Consider the following 16,905-nt stretch of genomic DNA (forward strand, 5'->3'; position numbering starts at 1 on the left):
TCGGGCGCATGAGCAGCCCCACCTACCGCATCGCCCCCTCCATCCTGTCCGCCGACTTCGCCCGCCTGGGCGAGGAGGTGCGCAACGTCATCGCCAGCGGCGCAGACTGGATCCATTTCGACGTGATGGACAACCACTACGTGCCCAACCTCACGTTCGGTCCCATGATCTGCCAGGCCCTCAAGCCCCACGCCGTCACGCCCGCCGGCCAGGCCGTGCCCATCGACGTGCACCTGATGGTGCAGCCCGTGGACGACCTGGCCACGGCATTCGCCAAGGCGGGCGCGGACTACATCAGCTTCCACCCCGACGCGTCGTCGCACGTGCACCGCAGCATCCAGAACATCAAGGCGCACGGCTGCAAGGCAGGCCTCACCTTCAACCCGGGGGCGCCGCTGGACGTGCTGGACTGGGTGATCGAGGACATCGACCTCATCCTCATCATGAGCGTGAACCCCGGCTTCGGCGGCCAGGGCTTCATCGATTCGGCGCTGCGCAAGATCGAGGCGGCGCGCAAGCGCATCGACGCCTGCGGCAAGGACATCCGCCTGGAGGTGGACGGCGGCATCAAGACGGAGAACATCCGCCGCGTGGCGGATGCGGGCGCCGACACCTTCGTGGCGGGCAGCGCCATCTTCGGCAAGCCGGACTACCGTGCCGTCATCGACGGCATGCGGGCGCAGCTGGGCTGATCAGCGCGGGGTCACGAGGGTTTCGGCCTCGCGCAGCACGCCGCCGCCTTCCACCGAGCCCGACACGGTGGAGCCGCTGCGGATGCGGGCCTCGCAGTCCGAGCGGTCGCCCGGCGTCTTGAACACTTCACAGCGCGCCATGGCGTTGCGTTCGTAGGCGCCGCTGTCGCTCGTGAGCTGGCCGGCGCGTGCGGCCTGCTGGGCGGCTCCGGCTTCGCGCACGCAGGCGGCGCGGCTTTCGGCAGGCACGCTCGCGCAGGCGGCGCGCTCTTCGGAGTAGCGGCTGCGCGCATTGCTGTCGGGGGCGGCCTGGGCGGCGGCGCACAGCAGCAGCGCGGCGGGAGCGAGGGCAGTGAAACGGGAAAGGGCCATGGTGTTACCTCCTGGGTCTGGTTGCATTCCAGCTTAGGGCGCAGGGGTGGGGGCGTCTGTCCGCGCGCTGCCCCGCGCCCTGTCGGACGTGGCGCACACCCCGGCAGCGCCGCCAGTACACTGCGCGCCGCGTGCCCCGGGGCGGCACGAAAGGCGACTATTCGATGGGAACGGAACAACACACTGCGCCGGCCGCGCTGCTGGCGCGCGTGGACGCGGCGATCGTGGACCTGGACGGCACGATGGTGGACACGCTGGGGGACTTCGCGCAGGCGCTGGGCCGCATGCTGCAGGATCTGGGACTGCCGGGCATCGCCCCCGCGCTGATCGAGCGCATGGTGGGCAAGGGCTCGGAGCACCTGCTGCGTTCGGTGCTGAAACACGTGCTGGCGCAGGGCAGTCAAGCGCTGCCAGCTATCGAAATTGAAGCAAAGGCGGAGGCGCTCTATCCCCGCGCCTGGGAGCGCTACCAGCACCACTACCTGGCCATCAACGGCCAATACGCCCAGGCCTACCCGGGCGTGGCCGAGGGCCTGCAGGCGCTGCGCGCGGCCGGCCTGCGCCTGGCCTGCCTGACCAACAAGCCGACCGACTTCGCGCGGCCCCTGCTGCGCGCCAAGGGGCTGGACGGCTTCTTCGACCATGTGTTCGGCGGCGACGCGTTCGAGCGCAAGAAGCCCGACCCGCTGCCCCTGCGCAAGACCTGCGAGGCGCTGGGGACGGCGCCCGCCCGCACGCTGATGGTGGGCGACTCCAGCAACGATGCCCAGGCCGCGCGCGCCGCCGGCTGTCCCGTGGTGCTGGTGACCTATGGCTACAACCATGGCCAGCCGGTGCGGGGAGTCGATGCCGATGGCTACGTGGACGCGCTGACCGAACTCGCGCCCGCGTCCTGACGGTTAGAAGGTTTCCCAGTCGTCATCGGTCCCCGGGCCGGCCGCCGCGGGCTTGGCGGCCGCAGGTGGGGCGGACAGGGCAGCGGGCGCGGCAGGGGCGGGAGCCTTGCTGCGGGCCACCACGGGCTTGGCGGCCGGGGCCGCAGCGCGGGGCGCCGGTGCGGCACGCGCCACGGCGGGCGCAGGTGCCGCGGCTGCCGCGGTGCTGGCTGCGCCCTGGGCCAGGCGGAACACGGCCACGGCGTCCACCAGGCGGGTGGCCTGGCTCCTGAGGCTGCCGGCGGCCGCGGCCATTTCCTCCACCAGCGCCGCGTTCTGCTGCGTGGCCTGGTCCATCTGCGTGATGGCCTCGCCCACCTGGGCCACGCCGCTGCTCTGCTCGCTGCTGGCCGCGCTGATCTCGCCCATGATGTCCGTCACGCGGCGAATGGAGTTGACCACCTCGGTCATGGTCGTGCCCGCCTTGTCCACCAGCTGCGAGCCCTGCTCCACGCGCTCCACGCTGGCCGTGATCAGCTGCTTGATCTCCTTGGCGGCTTCCGCACTGCGCTGCGCCAGGCTGCGCACCTCGCCGGCCACCACCGCGAAGCCCCGGCCCTGCTCGCCCGCGCGCGCCGCTTCCACGGCGGCGTTGAGCGCCAGGATGTTGGTCTGGAACGCGATACCGTCGATCACGCCGATGATGTCGGCGATCTTGCGGCTGGAATCGTTGATGCCGCGCATGGTGTCCACCACCTGGCTGACCACCTCGCCGCCCTGCACGGCGACGGTGCTAGCGCTCATGGCGAGCTGGTTGGCCTGGCGGGCGTTGTCGGCGTTCTGGCGCACGGTGGCGCCCAGCTGCTCCATGGAGGCTGCGGTCTCTTCCAGGGCGCTGGCCTGGCTTTCGGTGCGGGCCGACAGGTCGTGGTTGCCCTGGGCAATCTCGGCGCTGGCGGAGGCCACGTTCTCGGCATTGCCGCGCACGCCGCCCACCACGCGCACCAGGTTGTTCTGCATGTTGCGCAGGGCGTTGAGCAGCTCCGCGGCTTCGTCGCGGCCCTGGCTCTCGATGGGCTGGGTCAGGTCGCCTTCGGCGATCTGGCCCGCGCGGTGCACCGCCAGCTGCAGCGGCCCGGTGACCGAGCGGCTCAGCAGGATGGCCGCGCCGATGCCGATGAGCAGGGCCACCACCGTGCCCGCGATCAGGATGATGCGGCTTTGCGCGGCCGTGGCGGCCGCTTCGGTGCGGGCGTCTTCGTACAGCTTGCGCTGGCGCTGCTCCAGCGCCAGGATGGTCTGGCTGTAGGCGTCTGCCAGGGGCTTGAGCTGGCTGTCCAGCAGGGCCGACACGTCTTCGCCCGCGGCCTTGCGCTTGAGGATGTTGGCGCGGGGCGTGCGGTAGGCCTCGCGCGCCTTGTCGATGTCGGCCAGCATCTTGCGGCCTTCGTCGGATTGCACCAGGCGCTCGACCACCTTGCGCGCGGCGACGGTGGTCTCGGAGGTCTTGTCCATCTCGGCCTGCCAGGCGGCGAGGCGGTTGGTGTCCGAGTCCAGCAAGGCGGCGCGCGTGCGGATCCAGTTCAGGTCGATGGTCTGGCGCCATTCCACGGCGGCTTGCAGGCGCTCGTTGTCGGTGCTGGTCAACTGCTCGGTGACACGCGAGAGGTCGTGCAGCCGCCATACGCCGATGGCGGCGATGACCACCGTGATGCAGAGCACCAGTCCGAAAGCCAGGCCAAGCCGGGTGCCGACCTTGAGATTGCTGAGATGCATGGGAGCCCCTTCGTTGTTTGCAAGAAGTGTATGCGGAGAATTCCAGCCGCAACGAAGAGGGGGCGTGCGCCTCCGGTGAATCCCGGGGCCTCAGGAGGGCTTGCCGAGCAGGGCTTCCTTGAGCTTCCAGTCGGCCGGCTGCGGGCCGAGCCAGATGCCCAGCAGGGCGTTGAAGAATTCCGGCTCCTTGAAGGGCTCGCCCTGCGGGACGCCCTTCACGGTGACCACCGTGCCCGTGCCCGGCAGCCAGTCCACGGTGAAGACCTCGCCGGTCAGCAGCTTCTTGTGGTCCGAGAAGATCTGGCTCATGCGCAGCACGCCGGGGATCAGCTTGGAGAAGGCAGCCTTGTCCATGTTGTCCTCCATGCCGCGGGAGAACAGCCTGCCCAGCTCGGTGGAGTCGATGTCGCGCAGCATGGTCACGCTGATGCGCTTGGGGCCGCGCAGGGCCTGCACCTCGGCGGCCGTCGCGGCCTTGCTCTCCAGATAGAGGCCGGCAGCGTACACCTTGAAGACAGCCTTGTAGCGCACGCCCGCGCCGTTGAGCTGCAGGGTGCGGCCCTGCACCTGCGCCGTGGGGTCGAACGGCACGCCGCCCGCGGTGACGGGCTCGGCCCCGGCGGCCGGCAGCGCCAGGAAGAGGGGAAGGGCCAGGGCGGCCCCATGCAGCAGGGCATGGCGGCGGTGCAGGGACATGCGCGACTCCTTTTTAAAAAAGAACGATCGTTCGTTTCTAAATGTTGCAGGAGGAGGCGCCCGAGGGCAATAGGGTTTTCGCGCGGTCAGCAGCGGCATGGCGTCGCCGGGGCGTCACCCAGGCTGGCTTTGCTACACTGCACAGCCATGTTCATTCACCGCACGTTCATCACAGGTCGCAGCGACCGGGGAGCCTGGCCCTGGCGCAAGCCAGCGCCGTCGAACTCCTGATGGCACCTGGGGCTCCGAGGCATCTCCCCAGCGTGCGCCCGTGGCCTCCCCGCGTGGGCAGGCCAACCCCCGAATGAACCCGCGGCACGCGCCCGTCCAGCGGCGCGCCGCACGAGCTGGGAACTCTCCTCGTGATCACTGAACTCGAATTCAAAAGCCTGGCCCTGGAAGGCTACAACCGCATCCCGCTGATCGCGGAAGCCTTCGCGGACCTGGAAACCCCCCTGTCCCTCTACCTCAAGCTGGCCCATGGCAGGGGCGACGGCAAGCACAGCTTCCTGCTGGAGTCGGTCGTCGGCGGCGAGCGCTTCGGGCGCTACAGCTTCATCGGCCTGCCCGCGCGCACGCTGCTGCGCGCCAGCGGGTTCGGCGATGCGGCCAAGACCGAAGTGGTGACCGACGGCCAAGTGGTCGAAACGGCCACCGGCAACCCGCTGGACTTCATCGCCGACTACCAGAAGCGCTTCAAGGTGGCGCTGCGCCCCGGCCTGCCGCGCTTTTGCGGGGGGCTGGCGGGCTACTTCGGCTACGACGCGGTGCGCTACATCGAGAAGAAGCTGGAGAACACCTGCCCGCCCGACGCGCTGGGCTGCCCCGACATCCTGCTGCTGCAGTGCGAGGAGCTGGCCGTCATCGACAACCTCTCGGGCAAGCTCTATCTGATCGTCTACGCCAACCCGGCCGAGCCCGAGGCCTATGCGCGCGGCAAGAAGCGCCTGCGCGAGCTGAAGGACCAGCTCAAGTATTCGGTGAGCGCTCCGCAGGTGAAGGCGAGCGAAAGCCACCCCGCGCAGCGCAGCTTCGCCAAGGCCGACTATCTCGACGCCGTGGAACGCGCCAAGGGGCTGATCGCCGCCGGCGACTTCATGCAGGTGCAGGTGGGCCAGCGCATCCACAAGCGCTACACCGAGTCGCCGCTGTCGCTGTACCGCGCGCTGCGTTCGCTGAACCCGTCGCCGTACATGTACTACTACCACTTCGGCGACTTCCACGTGGTGGGCGCGAGCCCCGAGATCCTGGTGCGCCAGGAAGCCACGCCCGAGGGCCAGAAGATCACCATCCGCCCGCTGGCCGGCACCCGCCCGCGCGGCGCCACGCCCGAGGCCGACAAGGCCACCGAGCACGAGCTGGTGAACGACCCCAAGGAGCGCGCCGAGCACGTGATGCTCATCGACCTCGCGCGCAACGACATCGGCCGCATCGCCAAGACCGGCACGGTGAAGGTGACGGAGGCCTTCGCCATCGAGCGCTACAGCCACGTGATGCACATCGTGAGCAACGTGGAGGGCATCCTGAATGACGGCATGACCAGCATGGACGTGCTGCGCGCCACCTTCCCCGCCGGCACGCTCACCGGCGCGCCCAAGGTACACGCGATGGAGCTGATCGACCAGCTCGAGCCCACCAAGCGCGGCCTCTACGGCGGCGCCTGCGGCTACCTGAGCTACGCGGGCGACATGGACGTGGCCATCGCCATCCGCACGGGCATCGTCAAGGACGGCACGCTCTACGTGCAGGCGGCGGCCGGCGTGGTGGCCGACTCGGTGCCCGAGCTGGAGTGGAGGGAGACCGAGCACAAGGCGCGCGCCCTGCTGCGCGCGGCCGAACTGGTCGAGGAGGGGCTGGAATGACCCGCGCCATCGATACCGTGAAGCACTGCGCCACCATGCGCGACGTGCGCGACGGCGTGAACGCGCTGGACGACGTGCTGGTGCCTCTGCTGGTGGCGCGCGGCGGCTACATGACCCAGGCCGCGCGCGTGAAGAACGACGAGTCGCTGGTGCGCGACGAGGCGCGCATCCAGGCCATCATAGACCGCGTGCGCCCCATGGCCGAGGCCGAAGGGGGCAACGCCGACCTGATCGAGCGCCTCTACCGCGCGATGATGGAGTGCTACATCGCCTACGAACACGACGAGCTGGCCCGGCTGCGCGCCGAGGGACTCCAACCGAAGGGAGAGCACGCATGAAACTCCTCATGATCGACAACTACGACAGCTTCACCTACAACATCGTGCAGTACCTGGGCGAGCTGGGCGCAGACGTGGAGGTGTTCCGCAACGACGAGATCACGCTGGAGGGCATCGCCGCGCGCGCGCCCGAGCGGCTGGTGATTTCGCCCGGCCCGTGCTCGCCGGCCGAAGCAGGCGTCTCCGTCGCGGCCATCCAGCACTTCGCGGGCAAGCTGCCGATCCTGGGCGTGTGCCTGGGGCACCAGAGCATCGGGGCGGCCTTCGGCGGCAAGATCATCCGCGCGCAGGAGCTGATGCACGGCAAGACCAGCGTCATCACCACGACGCAAAAGGGCGTGTTCGCGGGCCTGCCGGAGCAGTTCACGGTGAACCGCTACCACTCGCTGGCCATCGAGCGCGAGAGCTGCCCCGAGGTGCTGGAGGTCACGGCCTGGACGGATGACGGCGAGATCATGGGCGTGCGCCACCGCGAGCTGCCCATCGAGGGCGTGCAGTTCCACCCCGAAAGCATCCTGACCGAGCACGGCCACGCCATGCTGAAGAACTTCCTGGAGCAAGCGCGATGATCACCCCGCAAGAAGCGCTGCAGCGCACCATCGAGCACCGGGAAATCTTCCACGACGAGATGCTGCACCTGATGCGCCTCATCATGAGCGGAGAGCTGTCGCCCGTGATGACGGCGGCCATCGTCACCGGCCTGCGCGTGAAGAAGGAAACCATCGGCGAGATCACCGCCGCCGCGCAGGTGATGCGCGAGTTCTCCAACAAGGTGCACGTGGCCGACACGCGGCACCTCGTGGACATCGTGGGCACGGGCGGCGACGGGGCGAACACCTTCAACATCTCCACCTGCTCCACCTTCGTGATCGCCGCCGCGGGCGGCAAGGTCAGCAAGCACGGCGGGCGCGGCGTGTCGAGCAAGTCGGGCAGCGCGGACGCGATGGAGGCGCTGGGCATCCACATCAACCTGGCGCCTGAGCAGATCGCCCAGTGCATCCAGGAAGTCGGCATCGGCTTCATGTTCGCGCCCAACCACCATCCGGCCATGAAGAACGTGGCGCCCGTGCGCAAGGAACTGGGCGTGCGCACGATCTTCAACATCCTGGGCCCGCTCACCAACCCGGCCGGCGCGCCCAACATCCTCATGGGCGTGTTCCACGAAGACCTCGTGGGCATCCAGGTGCGCGCGCTGCAGCGTCTGGGCGCGGAGCATGCGCTGGTCGTCTACGGCCGCGACGGGCTCGACGAGATCAGCCTGGGCGCGGGCACGCTGGTGGGCGAACTGAAGGACGGCGTGGTGCGCGAATACGAAGTCCACCCCGAGGACTTCGGCCTGCGCATGGCCGGCACGCGCGCGCTGCGCGTGGACAGCCCCGAGGAATCCAAGGCCATGCTGCTCGAAGTGCTGAGCGGTGCCCAGGGCCCGGCGCGCGACATCGTCTGCCTGAACGCGGGTGCGGCGCTCTATGCGGCCAACGTGATGCCCAGCATCGCCGAGGGCCTCGCGCGCGCGCAGGCCGCCATCGACAGCGGCGCGGCGCGTGCCAGGCTCGACGCGCTGGCGGCCTATACCCATCAGCTCGCTGGCGCATGAGCCTGCTGGATGCGCCCATCTGGCACGACGCGGGCACGTGGATCGTACTGGGCGTGTCGCTGCTCTTCATCGTCGTGGGCATTGCCATGCACCACGTCATCCGCAAGGTGCTGCGCGCGCCGCCGCCTACCGACAAGCCTTCCGAAGACTGAAAACGCCATGTCCGACATCCTGCAAAAAATCTGCGACGTGAAGGCCGAGGAAGTGGCCGCCGCGAAGAAGCGCATGCCCTTCGCCGAGATGCGCCGCGACGCCGAAAGCCGCGTGCTCACGCGCGACTTCGTGGGCGCGCTGCGCGCAAAAATAGCCAAGGGCCAGGCCGGCGTGATCGCCGAGATCAAGAAGGCCAGCCCCAGCAAGGGCGTGATCCGCGAGGATTTCATCCCCGCCGATATCGCCCAGAGCTACGCCGAAGGCGATGGCAAAGTCAGCGCCGCCTGCCTCTCGGTGTTGACCGACCGCCAGTTCTTCCAGGGCCAGCCCGACTACCTCAAGCAGGCGCGCGCGAGCTGCCAATTGCCCGTGCTGCGCAAGGACTTCATGGTCGATCCGTACCAGATCTACGAGTCGCGCGCCATGGGGGCCGACTGCGTGCTGCTGATCGCCGCCTGCCTTCAGGATGGCCTGATGGCCGAGATGGAGCAGATCGCCCGCAGCCTGGACATGGCCGTGCTGGTCGAGGTGCACGACGGCGCGGAACTGGAGCGCGCGCTGAGGCTGAAGACCCCGCTCGTCGGCATCAACAACCGCAACCTGCGCACCTTCGAGGTGTCGATCCAGACCACGCTGGATCTGCAAAGGCACGTGCCGCAGGATCGCCTGCTGGTGGCCGAATCGGGCATCCTAGCGCCCGACGACGTGAAGACCCTGCGCGATGCGGGCATCGACGCCTTCCTCGTCGGCGAGGCGTTCATGCGCGCGCCGGAGCCGGGGCTCGCGCTCGCAAAGCTATTTTCTTGATAGCTGCTTGCGCTTGATGGATAAGCGCTGGAGGCACTTTTGACCATGAATTCGGAAGACACCCAGCTCGTCACCGCCGACCCGGCGGATTGGCCCGTCGCTCCCGGCTGGCAGCCGCTGGTCGATGGCTTCTTCGCCAGCGAACGCGGCCAGGCGCTGCTCGCCTTCCTGCAATCGCGGCTGGAGGCCGGCGCTACCATCTTTCCTCCCAAGCCCCTGCGCGCGCTGGAGCTGACGCCGCCCGAGCAGGTGCGCGTGGTCATCCTGGGGCAGGACCCGTACCACGGGCGCGGCCAGGCCGAAGGGCTGGCCTTCTCCGTCGCGCCCGGCGTGCGCCTGCCGCCCTCGCTGCAGAACATCTTCAAGGAAATGCAGCGCGACCTGGACGTGCCGTTCCCGCCATTCCCCAACCCGGGCGGCAGCCTCGTCAAGTGGGCCAAAAACGGCGTGCTGTTGCTCAACACCTGCCTCACGGTGGAGGAGGGCCAGGCCGCCAGCCATTCCGGCAAGGGCTGGGAGCTGCTGACCGACGCCGTGATCCGCCACGTGGCCGAAGCGGAGCGTCCCGTGGTCTTCATGCTCTGGGGCAGCCACGCGCAATCCAAGCGCGCTTTCATCCCGCAGGGCCGGGGGCATCTGGTGCTCACGGCCAACCACCCCTCGCCGCTGTCGGCGCTGCGCCCGCCCGTGCCGTTCATCGGCTGCGGGCACTTCGGCAAGGCGCGCGCCTTCCGCGAGCAGCACGGCTACTGAGCAGTCCTTATCCCGGCAGGCTCTCGCGCAGCAGCGCGAGGAAGGCCTGCGCCGCCACCGGCAGGCTGCGGCCCGCCAGCGTCTGCACCTCGATGTCGCGCAGGTCCATGCCCTGGTCGCCGATGGGCCGCGCCACCAGCTCGCCAGCCGCTACCAGGTGGCGCGCCGCCACCTCGCTGCCCACCGACAGGCCGCCGCCGCTGGCCACGAAGTGCAGCAGCGTGCGGGCATGGCCGCTCACCAGCACGGGGTCCAGCCGCAGGCCCTGGCGGCTGCAGGCCACATCGACCATCTGGCGCACCGTGGTCTCGGGCGGCGGCAGGGCCAGCGGGTAGCGCGCCATGCGCGCGAGGGTGAGGCAGCGCGCCCGCGCCAGCGCGTGGCCGGGGGGCAGCAGGGCCTGCACGGGAGCGCTCTGGCGGTAGGCCACCTCGATGTCCTTCTCGGGCGCGCGGCTGAAGCACAGGCCGATGTCGGCCGCCCCGCCGCGCACCGCGCCGGGCACCTCGGCCGTGGGCAGCACCTGCACGCCGAAGCGGATGCCCTGGTGCGCCTGCTGGAAGCGGGCGCACAGGCGCGGCACGAGTTCGTTGGCGAATGCGTCCGACGTGGCCAGCCGCACTTGGCCCGCGCGCAGGCCGCGCAGCGCGCCGATCTCGCCCAGCGCGCGCTCGGCGTCCAGGTGCGCGCGCCGCGCATGGCGCGCCAGGATCTCGCCGGCCTCAGTGAGCACCATGCCGCGCGGGTGCCGCTCGAACAGCGGCGCGCCGAGCTGCACCTCCAGCCCGGCGATCTGCCGGCTCAGCGCCGACGCGGCCACATGCAGGCGCGCCGACGCCTCGGTAATCGAGCCGCACTGCGCCACCTCGAGGAAGTAGCGCAGCGCGGTGTCCTGCAACTGGTGGGCACGCATGCGCGCGAGTATGCACTTTGCCGATCCGGCAACGCAGGATTGCAGAATCGGTGTTGGTCAGAACGCGGGCGCTTTTCTAAGATGCCGGCTTCCAACGGAGACGAAAGGAGCGGGCGATGCGCAAATGGGCATGGGGCGTGGCATTGTGGACGGCCGGGGTGGCACTGGCGCAGGCCCAGGACTGGCCCGCGCGGCCGGTGCGGGTGATCGTGCCCTTCCCGTCCAGCGGCGCGACCGACCTGGTGGCGCGCGTGGTCACGCAGCGCGTGTCGCAGGACCTGGGCCAGCAGTTCGTGGTGGACAACAAGCCCGGCGCGGGCGGCACCATCGGCGCGGGCGAGGCCGCCAAGGCGCAGCCCGACGGCTACACGCTGCTGCTCACCACGAGCAGCACGCACGCCATTTCGCCGCACCTCATGCCCCGCCTGGCCTACGACGCGCGCAAGGATTTCACGCCCGTGGCGCACCTGGCCGACGCGGCCAGCGTGCTGCTGGTCACGCCGTCGCTCCCCGCCAAGACGGTGCAGGAACTCGTGGCCTACGCCAAGGCCCACCCGCGCGCGCTCAACTATGCGTCCAGCGGAAACGGCACCATCGTGCATCTGAACGCTGCGGCGTTCAGCGCGCAGGCCGGCATCGAGATGACGCACGTGCCCTACAAGGGCACGGCCCAGTCCATCACCGACCTGGCCACGGGCCAGGTGCACGTGCTGTTCGACTCCATCCCCACCGGCATGCCGCACGTGAAAAGCGGCCGCCTGCGTGCGCTGGCCGTCACCAGCGAGAAGCGCAGCGCGCTCGCGCCCGAGCTGCCCACGCTGGCCGAATCGGGCCTGCCGGGCTATTCGTCCGTGACGTGGTTCGGCGTGTACCTGCCCGCCGGCGCGCCGCCCGCGCTGGTCGAGCGCATCCACAAGGCCTTCACCCAGGCCATGCAAACGCCCGAGGTGGCCGCCAGCCTCGCCAAGCTGGGCGTGGAGCCCGCCGCGCCCGGCTCGCCCGCACAGTTCGCCGCCATGGTGCAGGCCGACAGCGCACGCTGGGCGGGCGTGATCCGCCAGCACAAGATCACTCTGGAATGACCGCCATGCACGACGCACAGAACCTCGACTGGACCCTTCCCTACGCCTCGCACCGCAGCGCGGTGATGGGGCGCAACATCGTCTCCACCTCGCAGCCGCTGGCCGCCCAGGCCGGCCTGCGCATGCTGCTGGCCGGCGGCAACGCGGTGGATGCGGCGCTGGCCGCCGCCATGGCGCTCACCGTGGTCGAGCCCTCGGGCTGCGGCATCGGCAGCGACGGCTTCGCCATCGTCTGGGACGGCAAGGAACTGCACGGCCTCAACGCCTCGGGCCGCTCGCCTGCCGCGTGGACGCCCGACTACTTTGCCAAGCTCGGCGGCATTCCAGAGAAGGGTTGGAACGCCGTCACCGTGCCGGGCGCCGTCTCGGCCTGGGTGGCGCTGTCACAGCGCTTCGGCAAGCTGCCGTTCGCGCAGCTCGCGCAGCCTGCCATTGACTATGCGCGCAATGGTTTTCCAGTGTCTCCCGTCATCGCGCGGCTGTGGGAGCTGGGCTTTGCCAAGCTGGGCGATCAGCCCGGTTTCGCCGAATGCTTCGCGCCCGGCGGCCGCGTGCCGCGTGCCGGCGACGTCTTCCGCAGCGAGGCGCATGCGCGCACGCTGGAGCTGATCGCCGCGACCAACGGTGAAGCGTTCTACCGCGGCGAACTGGCCGAGAAGATGGCCGCGCATTCGCAGGCCAACGGTGGTGCGATGACGGTGGAAGACCTCGCCGCCCACCAGGCCGACTGGGTCGGTACGGTGTCGCAAAAATTTGGCGACTCGGTGATCCACGAGATCCCGCCCAACGGCCAGGGCATCGCGGCGCTGATGGCGCTGGGCATGCTCGACGCCCTGGGCGTCGGCAGCCAGCCGCTCGACGGCATCGACAGCGTGCACCTGCAGATCGAGGCCATGAAGCTCGCCTTCGCCGACCTGCACCAGTACAACGCCGACATCGACCACATGCGCGTCGATCCAGCCGACCTGCTGCGCTCCGAATACCTGCGCGAGCGCGCGGCGCTGATCGACCCCGCGCGCGCGGGCGATCCCGCGTACGGCGCGCCGCGTCCCGGCGGCACGGTGTACCTCGCAGCGGCGGATGCCAACGGCATGATGGTCTCGTTCATCCAGTCCAACTACATGGGCTTCGGCTCGGGCGTGGTCGTGCCAGGCACGGGCATCAGCCTGCAGAACCGGGGCCACGGCTTCACGCTGGAGCCCGGCCACGCCAACGAGGTCGGCCCGCGCAAGCGCCCCTCGCACACCATCATTCCCGCCTTCGCCATGCACGCCGACGGCACGCCGCAGATGGCCTTCGGCGTGATGGGCGGCCCCATGCAGAGCCAGGGCCACGCGCAGATGGCCTTGCGCGTGCTGCGCTACGGCCAGAACCCGCAGGCCGCTGCCGATGCGCCGCGCTGGCGCGTGACGGGTGGCAAGGGCGTGGCAGTGGAGCCGCACTTCGACGCGGCGGTGGTCGAGCAACTGCGCGCGCGCGGCCATGAGGTCACGGTGGAGGCGGGCAACGGCGTTTTCGCCTTCGGTGGCGCGCAACTGGTGCTGAAGCAGGGCGGCGTGTACGTCGCGGGCTCCGATCCGCGCAAGGACGGGTGCGCGGTGGCGTTCTAAGCCAAATTGGCTGCCAGCGCTTATTCAGAAAGCGCCAACAGCTCTCTTTTCGGGAGCATTAGCGTGTCTCGCGCACCGTCAACCACGCGCTCGCCACGCCGCTGGCCGCGATCAGCGCCATGCCCACGAGCGACCAGCCGTCGGGCATGTGCCCGTACACCGCCCAGCCCGCGAGCATGGCGAAGCCGATCTGCGTGTAGAGGAACGGCGCAATGGTTGCGGGCGTGGTACGTGCGTACGCGCGCAGCAGCATCAGGTGGCCCAGTGCGCTCGACAGGCCCATGACGAAGGTGCCCAGCCAGATCCACGGGTTGTCGATCTGCGTCCAGACAAAGGGCGCGCCCAGCGACGTGAGCGCCGTGGCGATCCAGCCTGTGTAGAACTGTGTGGTGGCCGGGTCTTCCTGGCCCGCCATCAGGCTGCTGAGGATCTGGTAGCCCGTGGCCAGGGCCAGCATGGCCAGCGGCAGCAGCAGGGCCCAGCCGAGGGTGTCGCCGCCGGGGCGCAGGATGAGCATCACGCTGGCCAGGCCCGTGGCGACCAGCAGCCAGCGCGGCAGGCTCACGTGCTGGCGCAGCCACAGCGCGGCCACGAGCGTCACGCACAGCGGCGTGGCCGCGACGATGGCGGTGAATTCGGGCAGCGGCATCACGCGGATGCTGAAGAAACCGAACAGGCTGGTGCCCGCGAACAGCACCGCGCGCAGCACCTGGAAACGCGGGTGCGCGGTGCGCGGCAGCCGCCAGCCGGAGCGCGGCAGCACCCAGGCCGAGGTGAGCAGCGACTGGAACAGGTAGCGCAGCCACAGCGCCATGAAGAGCGGCACCGTGGCGCTGACGAGCTTGGTGGCGGTGTCCAGCAGCGCGAAGCAGGCGCACGCGCCCACGGTGAGCGCGATGCCGGCCAGGGCGGAATGGCGTGTGCTGGTGTGTGCCATCAACGGGTGCGTTCGAGGAGCATCGAATCGCCATAGCTGAAGAAGCGGTAGCGCTGCGCGATGGCGTGCTGGTACAGCGCCATGACGTGTTCATACCCCGCGAAGGCGCTCACCAGCATCATCAGTGTGCTCTTGGGGAGGTGGAAGTTGGTGACGAGCAAATCGACCACCTGGAACGCGAAGCCAGGCGTGATGAAGATGTCCGTCTCGCCCGTGGTCTGGCCGCTGCGCGCCCACGATTCGAGCGTGCGCACGGTGGTCGTGCCCACGGCCACCACGCGCCCGCCGCGCGCGCGGCAGCGCTCCAGCGCGGCGAGGGTGGCCAGCGGCACCTCGTACCACTCGCTGTGCATGCGGTGCTCGGCCAGGCTTTCGGTCTTGACGGGCTGGAAGGTGCCGGCGCCCACGTGCAGGGTGACGCTGGCGCGCTCCACGCCGTGCGCGGCGAGCGCGGCGAGCACGGCGTCGTCGAAGTGCAGCGCCGCCGTGGGCGCGGCCACGGCGCCGGGGGTGCGGGCGAAGACGGTCTGGTAGCGCTCGGCGTCCTCGGATTCATGAGGGTCGTGTTCGGCGTTCTGCTGGCGCTCGATGTAGGGCGGCAGCGGCAGGTGGCCGTGGCGCTCCATCAGTTCCCAGGGCGTCTCGCCGGCCGGGCCGTGGAGCGCGAAGCGGAACAGCGGCCCGTCGGCGTCAGGCCAGCGCGCGAGCAGAGTGGCGTCGAAGCCGCCCGCCGCCTTGCCGCCGGCCATGTGGACGGTGGCGCCGGGCAGGGGCTTCTTGCTGACCTTCATGTGGGCCACGACCTCGTTGCCGGTGAGCACGCGCTCGATCAGCAGCTCCAGCCGGCCGCCGCTGGCTTTTTCGCCGAAGACGCGCGCCTTGACCACGCGCGTGTCGTTGAAGACGAGCAGGTCGCCCGGTGCCAGCTGCTGCGGCAGCTCGCGGAAGATGCGGTCGGTGGGCGGCAGGGCGCGGCCGTCGAGCAGGCGCGAGCCGCTGCGCTCGGGCGCGGGGTGCTGGGCGATGAGCAGCTCGGGCAGCTCGAAGTCGAAGTCGCTGAGGGTGTGCGTGCGGGGGCTGGGGGACATGCGGGATCCGTTGGGGCGGCCTGCCCGTGCGGGCAGGCGGAAGGCGCGATTGTCGCAACTCCGGCACGGGGCGGCGTGCGCGTGTAATCTTGAGAGAAGTCAACCCTTTGCGTGCGCACAGGCCTAGACTGCGGTCCATGTCATGACACGCTGCGGGCTCACATGGATACCTCTTTCGTTTGGGATGATGGCTTCGTCACGGGCCTGGACGTGGTGGACGTGCAGCACCGCGCGCTGGTGGACCTGTTCAACGAGCTGAGCCACGCGCTGTTCTCGCCGTCCAGCGGCGGCGAGGCGCTGCTGGCCGACGTCTACGGGCGCCTGCTGGCCTACACCGCCTACCACTTCCGCGAAGAGGAGGAGCTGATGGGGCGCTGCGGCCTGGACGCGCGCCACATCGAGGGCCACCGCCTGCTGCACCAGCAGTTCGAGGAGCAGGTGCGCATGCTGTGGATGCAGCGCGCCTCCATGGCGGATGCGGGCACCACGCTGGTGGACTTTCTCACCTCGTGGCTGGGCCTGCACATTCTGGGCATCGACCAGTCGATGGCGCGGCAGATCGCCTCGGTGCAGGCGGGGCTGAGCGCGGCCGAGGCGTTCGAGCGCGAACGCGAGGCGCACGACAACGGCATCCAGGCGCTGCTCAAGATGATCAGCAAGCTCTACTCCGCGCTGTCGGTGCAGAACGCGCAGCTCGCCGCCGCCAACCAGCACCTGGAGGAGCGCGTGGCCCAGCGCACGCACGAGCTGGAGGAGGCCAACGAGCGCCTGCGCACGCTCTCGCGCACCGACGCGCTGCTGGGCATCGCCAACCGCGCGCATTTCAACGAATGGCTGGAGCAGACCTGCGCCCTGGCGCGCCGCGCGCGGCGGCCCGTGGGGCTGGTGATGATCGACGTGGACTGCTTCAAGCGCTACAACGACCACTACGGCCACCAGCAGGGCGACGCCTGCCTGCAGGCCGTGGCCCGCGCCGTGGCCGGCTGCGTGCGCCGCGGCACCGACCTGGTGGCGCGCTACGGCGGCGAGGAGCTGGCCGTGGTGCTGCCCGAGACCGACGCGGCCGGCGCGCAGGCCATGGCCGGGCGCATGGTGCAGGCGGTGCGCGCGCTGGGCATGCCGCACGCCGATTCGCTGGCCGGGCCTAGCGTCAGCATCAGCGCGGGCGTGTGCAGCCAGGTGCCGCTGCCGGCCGCCGGCGGCGCCAGCGGCTCGGCGGCGCTGATCGCGCGGGCCGATGCGGCGCTCTACGAGGCCAAGCACCAGGGGCGCAACCGCTGCGTGGCGGCGGAGGCTGTCGGCGCAGTGCTCTGAAAACAGGAGCTGCTGGCGCTGGCTGTTTCTAGATTTTCAT

At 69.9% G+C, this 16,905-nt stretch carries 18 protein-coding genes; 12 read left to right on the forward strand and 6 right to left on the reverse strand.

What is annotated here, in order from left to right; genetic code table 11:
* The first annotated feature begins 8 nt into the window (after positions 1 to 8).
* On the forward strand, positions 9 to 692 hold the full coding sequence (rpe, locus tag AVS7_RS07970) for a ribulose-phosphate 3-epimerase (protein ID WP_020227916.1): 684 nt from the start codon (positions 9 to 11) through the stop codon (positions 690 to 692).
* Here rpe and AVS7_RS07975 read toward each other — a convergent pair whose 3' ends face one another.
* Positions 693 to 1,064 (reverse strand): hypothetical protein, encoded by a 372-nt coding sequence (locus AVS7_RS07975; RefSeq protein ID WP_020227917.1) that lies wholly within the window; start codon positions 1,062 to 1,064, stop codon positions 693 to 695.
* 164 nt (positions 1,065 to 1,228) lie between these two features.
* Here AVS7_RS07975 and gph point away from each other — a divergent pair, with 164 nt between their 5' ends.
* Positions 1,229 to 1,960 (forward strand): phosphoglycolate phosphatase, encoded by a 732-nt coding sequence (gene gph / locus AVS7_RS07980; protein WP_020227918.1) that lies wholly within the window; start codon positions 1,229 to 1,231, stop codon positions 1,958 to 1,960.
* 3 nt (positions 1,961 to 1,963) lie between these two features.
* Here gph and AVS7_RS07985 read toward each other — a convergent pair whose 3' ends face one another.
* Positions 1,964 to 3,715 (reverse strand): methyl-accepting chemotaxis protein, encoded by a 1,752-nt coding sequence (locus AVS7_RS07985; protein ID WP_020227919.1) that lies wholly within the window; start codon positions 3,713 to 3,715, stop codon positions 1,964 to 1,966.
* 90 nt (positions 3,716 to 3,805) lie between these two features.
* Positions 3,806 to 4,411, reverse strand: coding sequence for a chalcone isomerase family protein (locus AVS7_RS07990; RefSeq protein ID WP_020227920.1), 606 nt, complete (start codon positions 4,409 to 4,411; stop codon positions 3,806 to 3,808).
* Positions 4,412 to 4,773: 362 nt separating this feature from the next.
* Between AVS7_RS07990 and trpE the strand changes: the two genes are divergently transcribed.
* Genes trpE through AVS7_RS08020 form a run of 7 tightly spaced genes read left to right on the forward strand, consistent with a single transcriptional unit; the run spans position 4,774 to position 9,921 of the window.
* A complete protein-coding gene (trpE, locus tag AVS7_RS07995) occupies positions 4,774 to 6,273 on the forward strand; it encodes an anthranilate synthase component I (protein WP_020227921.1) in 1,500 nt (499 codons plus the stop codon).
* The gene (locus AVS7_RS08000) at positions 6,270 to 6,611 is read left to right on the forward strand and encodes a chorismate mutase (RefSeq protein WP_020227922.1); all 342 of its coding nucleotides are present in this window, start codon (positions 6,270 to 6,272) and stop codon (positions 6,609 to 6,611) included. Before trpE ends, AVS7_RS08000 begins: the two co-directional genes overlap by 4 nt.
* Entirely contained in the window at positions 6,608 to 7,180 is a 573-nt protein-coding gene (locus tag AVS7_RS08005) for an aminodeoxychorismate/anthranilate synthase component II (protein ID WP_024001156.1), read from the forward strand. Before AVS7_RS08000 ends, AVS7_RS08005 begins: the two co-directional genes overlap by 4 nt.
* Entirely contained in the window at positions 7,177 to 8,208 is a 1,032-nt protein-coding gene (trpD, locus tag AVS7_RS08010) for an anthranilate phosphoribosyltransferase (protein WP_020227924.1), read from the forward strand. The genes AVS7_RS08005 and trpD overlap by 4 nt, the downstream gene beginning before the upstream one ends.
* Positions 8,205 to 8,360, forward strand: coding sequence for a hypothetical protein (locus AVS7_RS24845; protein WP_020227925.1), 156 nt, complete (start codon positions 8,205 to 8,207; stop codon positions 8,358 to 8,360). The genes trpD and AVS7_RS24845 overlap by 4 nt, the downstream gene beginning before the upstream one ends.
* Before the next feature lie 7 nt (positions 8,361 to 8,367).
* Complete coding sequence (trpC, locus tag AVS7_RS08015; RefSeq protein WP_020227926.1) at positions 8,368 to 9,168, forward strand: indole-3-glycerol phosphate synthase TrpC; 801 nt, start codon at positions 8,368 to 8,370, stop codon at positions 9,166 to 9,168.
* 45 nt (positions 9,169 to 9,213) lie between these two features.
* Complete coding sequence (locus AVS7_RS08020; RefSeq protein ID WP_024001157.1) at positions 9,214 to 9,921, forward strand: uracil-DNA glycosylase; 708 nt, start codon at positions 9,214 to 9,216, stop codon at positions 9,919 to 9,921.
* 7 nt (positions 9,922 to 9,928) lie between these two features.
* On the opposite strand, the gene AVS7_RS08025 is transcribed toward AVS7_RS08020, so the two are convergent.
* Entirely contained in the window at positions 9,929 to 10,834 is a 906-nt protein-coding gene (locus AVS7_RS08025; RefSeq protein ID WP_024001158.1) for a LysR family transcriptional regulator, read from the reverse strand.
* 116 nt (positions 10,835 to 10,950) lie between these two features.
* On the opposite strand from AVS7_RS08025, the gene AVS7_RS08030 reads away from it, so the two are divergent.
* Both AVS7_RS08030 and AVS7_RS08035 read left to right on the forward strand, forming a co-directional pair.
* Positions 10,951 to 11,916 (forward strand): tripartite tricarboxylate transporter substrate binding protein, encoded by a 966-nt coding sequence (locus tag AVS7_RS08030; protein WP_020227929.1) that lies wholly within the window; start codon positions 10,951 to 10,953, stop codon positions 11,914 to 11,916.
* Positions 11,913 to 13,526 carry a gamma-glutamyltransferase family protein gene (locus AVS7_RS08035; protein ID WP_020227930.1) on the forward strand — a complete coding sequence of 538 codons (1,614 nt, stop codon included), beginning with the start codon at positions 11,913 to 11,915 and terminating at the stop codon, positions 13,524 to 13,526. Before AVS7_RS08030 ends, AVS7_RS08035 begins: the two co-directional genes overlap by 4 nt.
* A gap of 58 nt (positions 13,527 to 13,584) precedes the next feature.
* On the opposite strand, the gene AVS7_RS08040 is transcribed toward AVS7_RS08035, so the two are convergent.
* Entirely contained in the window at positions 13,585 to 14,463 is an 879-nt protein-coding gene (locus tag AVS7_RS08040) for a DMT family transporter (protein ID WP_020227931.1), read from the reverse strand.
* A complete protein-coding gene (queA, locus tag AVS7_RS08045; protein ID WP_020227932.1) occupies positions 14,463 to 15,551 on the reverse strand; it encodes a tRNA preQ1(34) S-adenosylmethionine ribosyltransferase-isomerase QueA in 1,089 nt (362 codons plus the stop codon). Before queA ends, AVS7_RS08040 begins: the two co-directional genes overlap by 1 nt.
* 162 nt (positions 15,552 to 15,713) lie before the next feature.
* Here queA and AVS7_RS08050 point away from each other — a divergent pair, with 162 nt between their 5' ends.
* On the forward strand, positions 15,714 to 16,865 hold the full coding sequence (locus tag AVS7_RS08050) for a diguanylate cyclase (protein ID WP_020227933.1): 1,152 nt from the start codon (positions 15,714 to 15,716) through the stop codon (positions 16,863 to 16,865).
* Positions 16,866 to 16,905: the final 40 nt, after the last annotated feature.

This window comes from Acidovorax sp. MR-S7 (genome assembly GCF_000400995.2).
Taxonomy (GTDB): domain Bacteria; phylum Pseudomonadota; class Gammaproteobacteria; order Burkholderiales; family Burkholderiaceae_C; genus MR-S7.

Bases quoted from the DNA above. Each gene is read 5' to 3' on its own strand.
- rpe (WP_020227916.1), top strand. From the start codon at position 9: ATGAGCAGCCCCACCTACCGCATCGCCCCCTCCATCCTGTCCGCCGAC.
- AVS7_RS07975 (WP_020227917.1), bottom strand. From the start codon at position 1,064: ATGGCCCTTTCCCGTTTCACTGCCCTCGCTCCCGCCGCGCTGCTGCTG.
- gph (WP_020227918.1), top strand. From the start codon at position 1,229: ATGGGAACGGAACAACACACTGCGCCGGCCGCGCTGCTGGCGCGCGTG.
- AVS7_RS07985 (WP_020227919.1), bottom strand. From the start codon at position 3,715: ATGCATCTCAGCAATCTCAAGGTCGGCACCCGGCTTGGCCTGGCTTTC.
- AVS7_RS07990 (WP_020227920.1), bottom strand. From the start codon at position 4,411: ATGTCCCTGCACCGCCGCCATGCCCTGCTGCATGGGGCCGCCCTGGCC.
- AVS7_RS08000 (WP_020227922.1), top strand. From the start codon at position 6,270: ATGACCCGCGCCATCGATACCGTGAAGCACTGCGCCACCATGCGCGAC.
- AVS7_RS08005 (WP_024001156.1), top strand. From the start codon at position 6,608: ATGAAACTCCTCATGATCGACAACTACGACAGCTTCACCTACAACATC.
- trpD (WP_020227924.1), top strand. From the start codon at position 7,177: ATGATCACCCCGCAAGAAGCGCTGCAGCGCACCATCGAGCACCGGGAA.
- AVS7_RS24845 (WP_020227925.1), top strand. From the start codon at position 8,205: ATGAGCCTGCTGGATGCGCCCATCTGGCACGACGCGGGCACGTGGATC.
- trpC (WP_020227926.1), top strand. From the start codon at position 8,368: ATGTCCGACATCCTGCAAAAAATCTGCGACGTGAAGGCCGAGGAAGTG.
- AVS7_RS08020 (WP_024001157.1), top strand. From the start codon at position 9,214: ATGAATTCGGAAGACACCCAGCTCGTCACCGCCGACCCGGCGGATTGG.
- AVS7_RS08025 (WP_024001158.1), bottom strand. From the start codon at position 10,834: ATGCGTGCCCACCAGTTGCAGGACACCGCGCTGCGCTACTTCCTCGAG.
- AVS7_RS08030 (WP_020227929.1), top strand. From the start codon at position 10,951: ATGCGCAAATGGGCATGGGGCGTGGCATTGTGGACGGCCGGGGTGGCA.
- AVS7_RS08035 (WP_020227930.1), top strand. From the start codon at position 11,913: ATGACCGCCATGCACGACGCACAGAACCTCGACTGGACCCTTCCCTAC.
- AVS7_RS08040 (WP_020227931.1), bottom strand. From the start codon at position 14,463: ATGGCACACACCAGCACACGCCATTCCGCCCTGGCCGGCATCGCGCTC.
- queA (WP_020227932.1), bottom strand. From the start codon at position 15,551: ATGTCCCCCAGCCCCCGCACGCACACCCTCAGCGACTTCGACTTCGAG.
- AVS7_RS08050 (WP_020227933.1), top strand. From the start codon at position 15,714: ATGGATACCTCTTTCGTTTGGGATGATGGCTTCGTCACGGGCCTGGAC.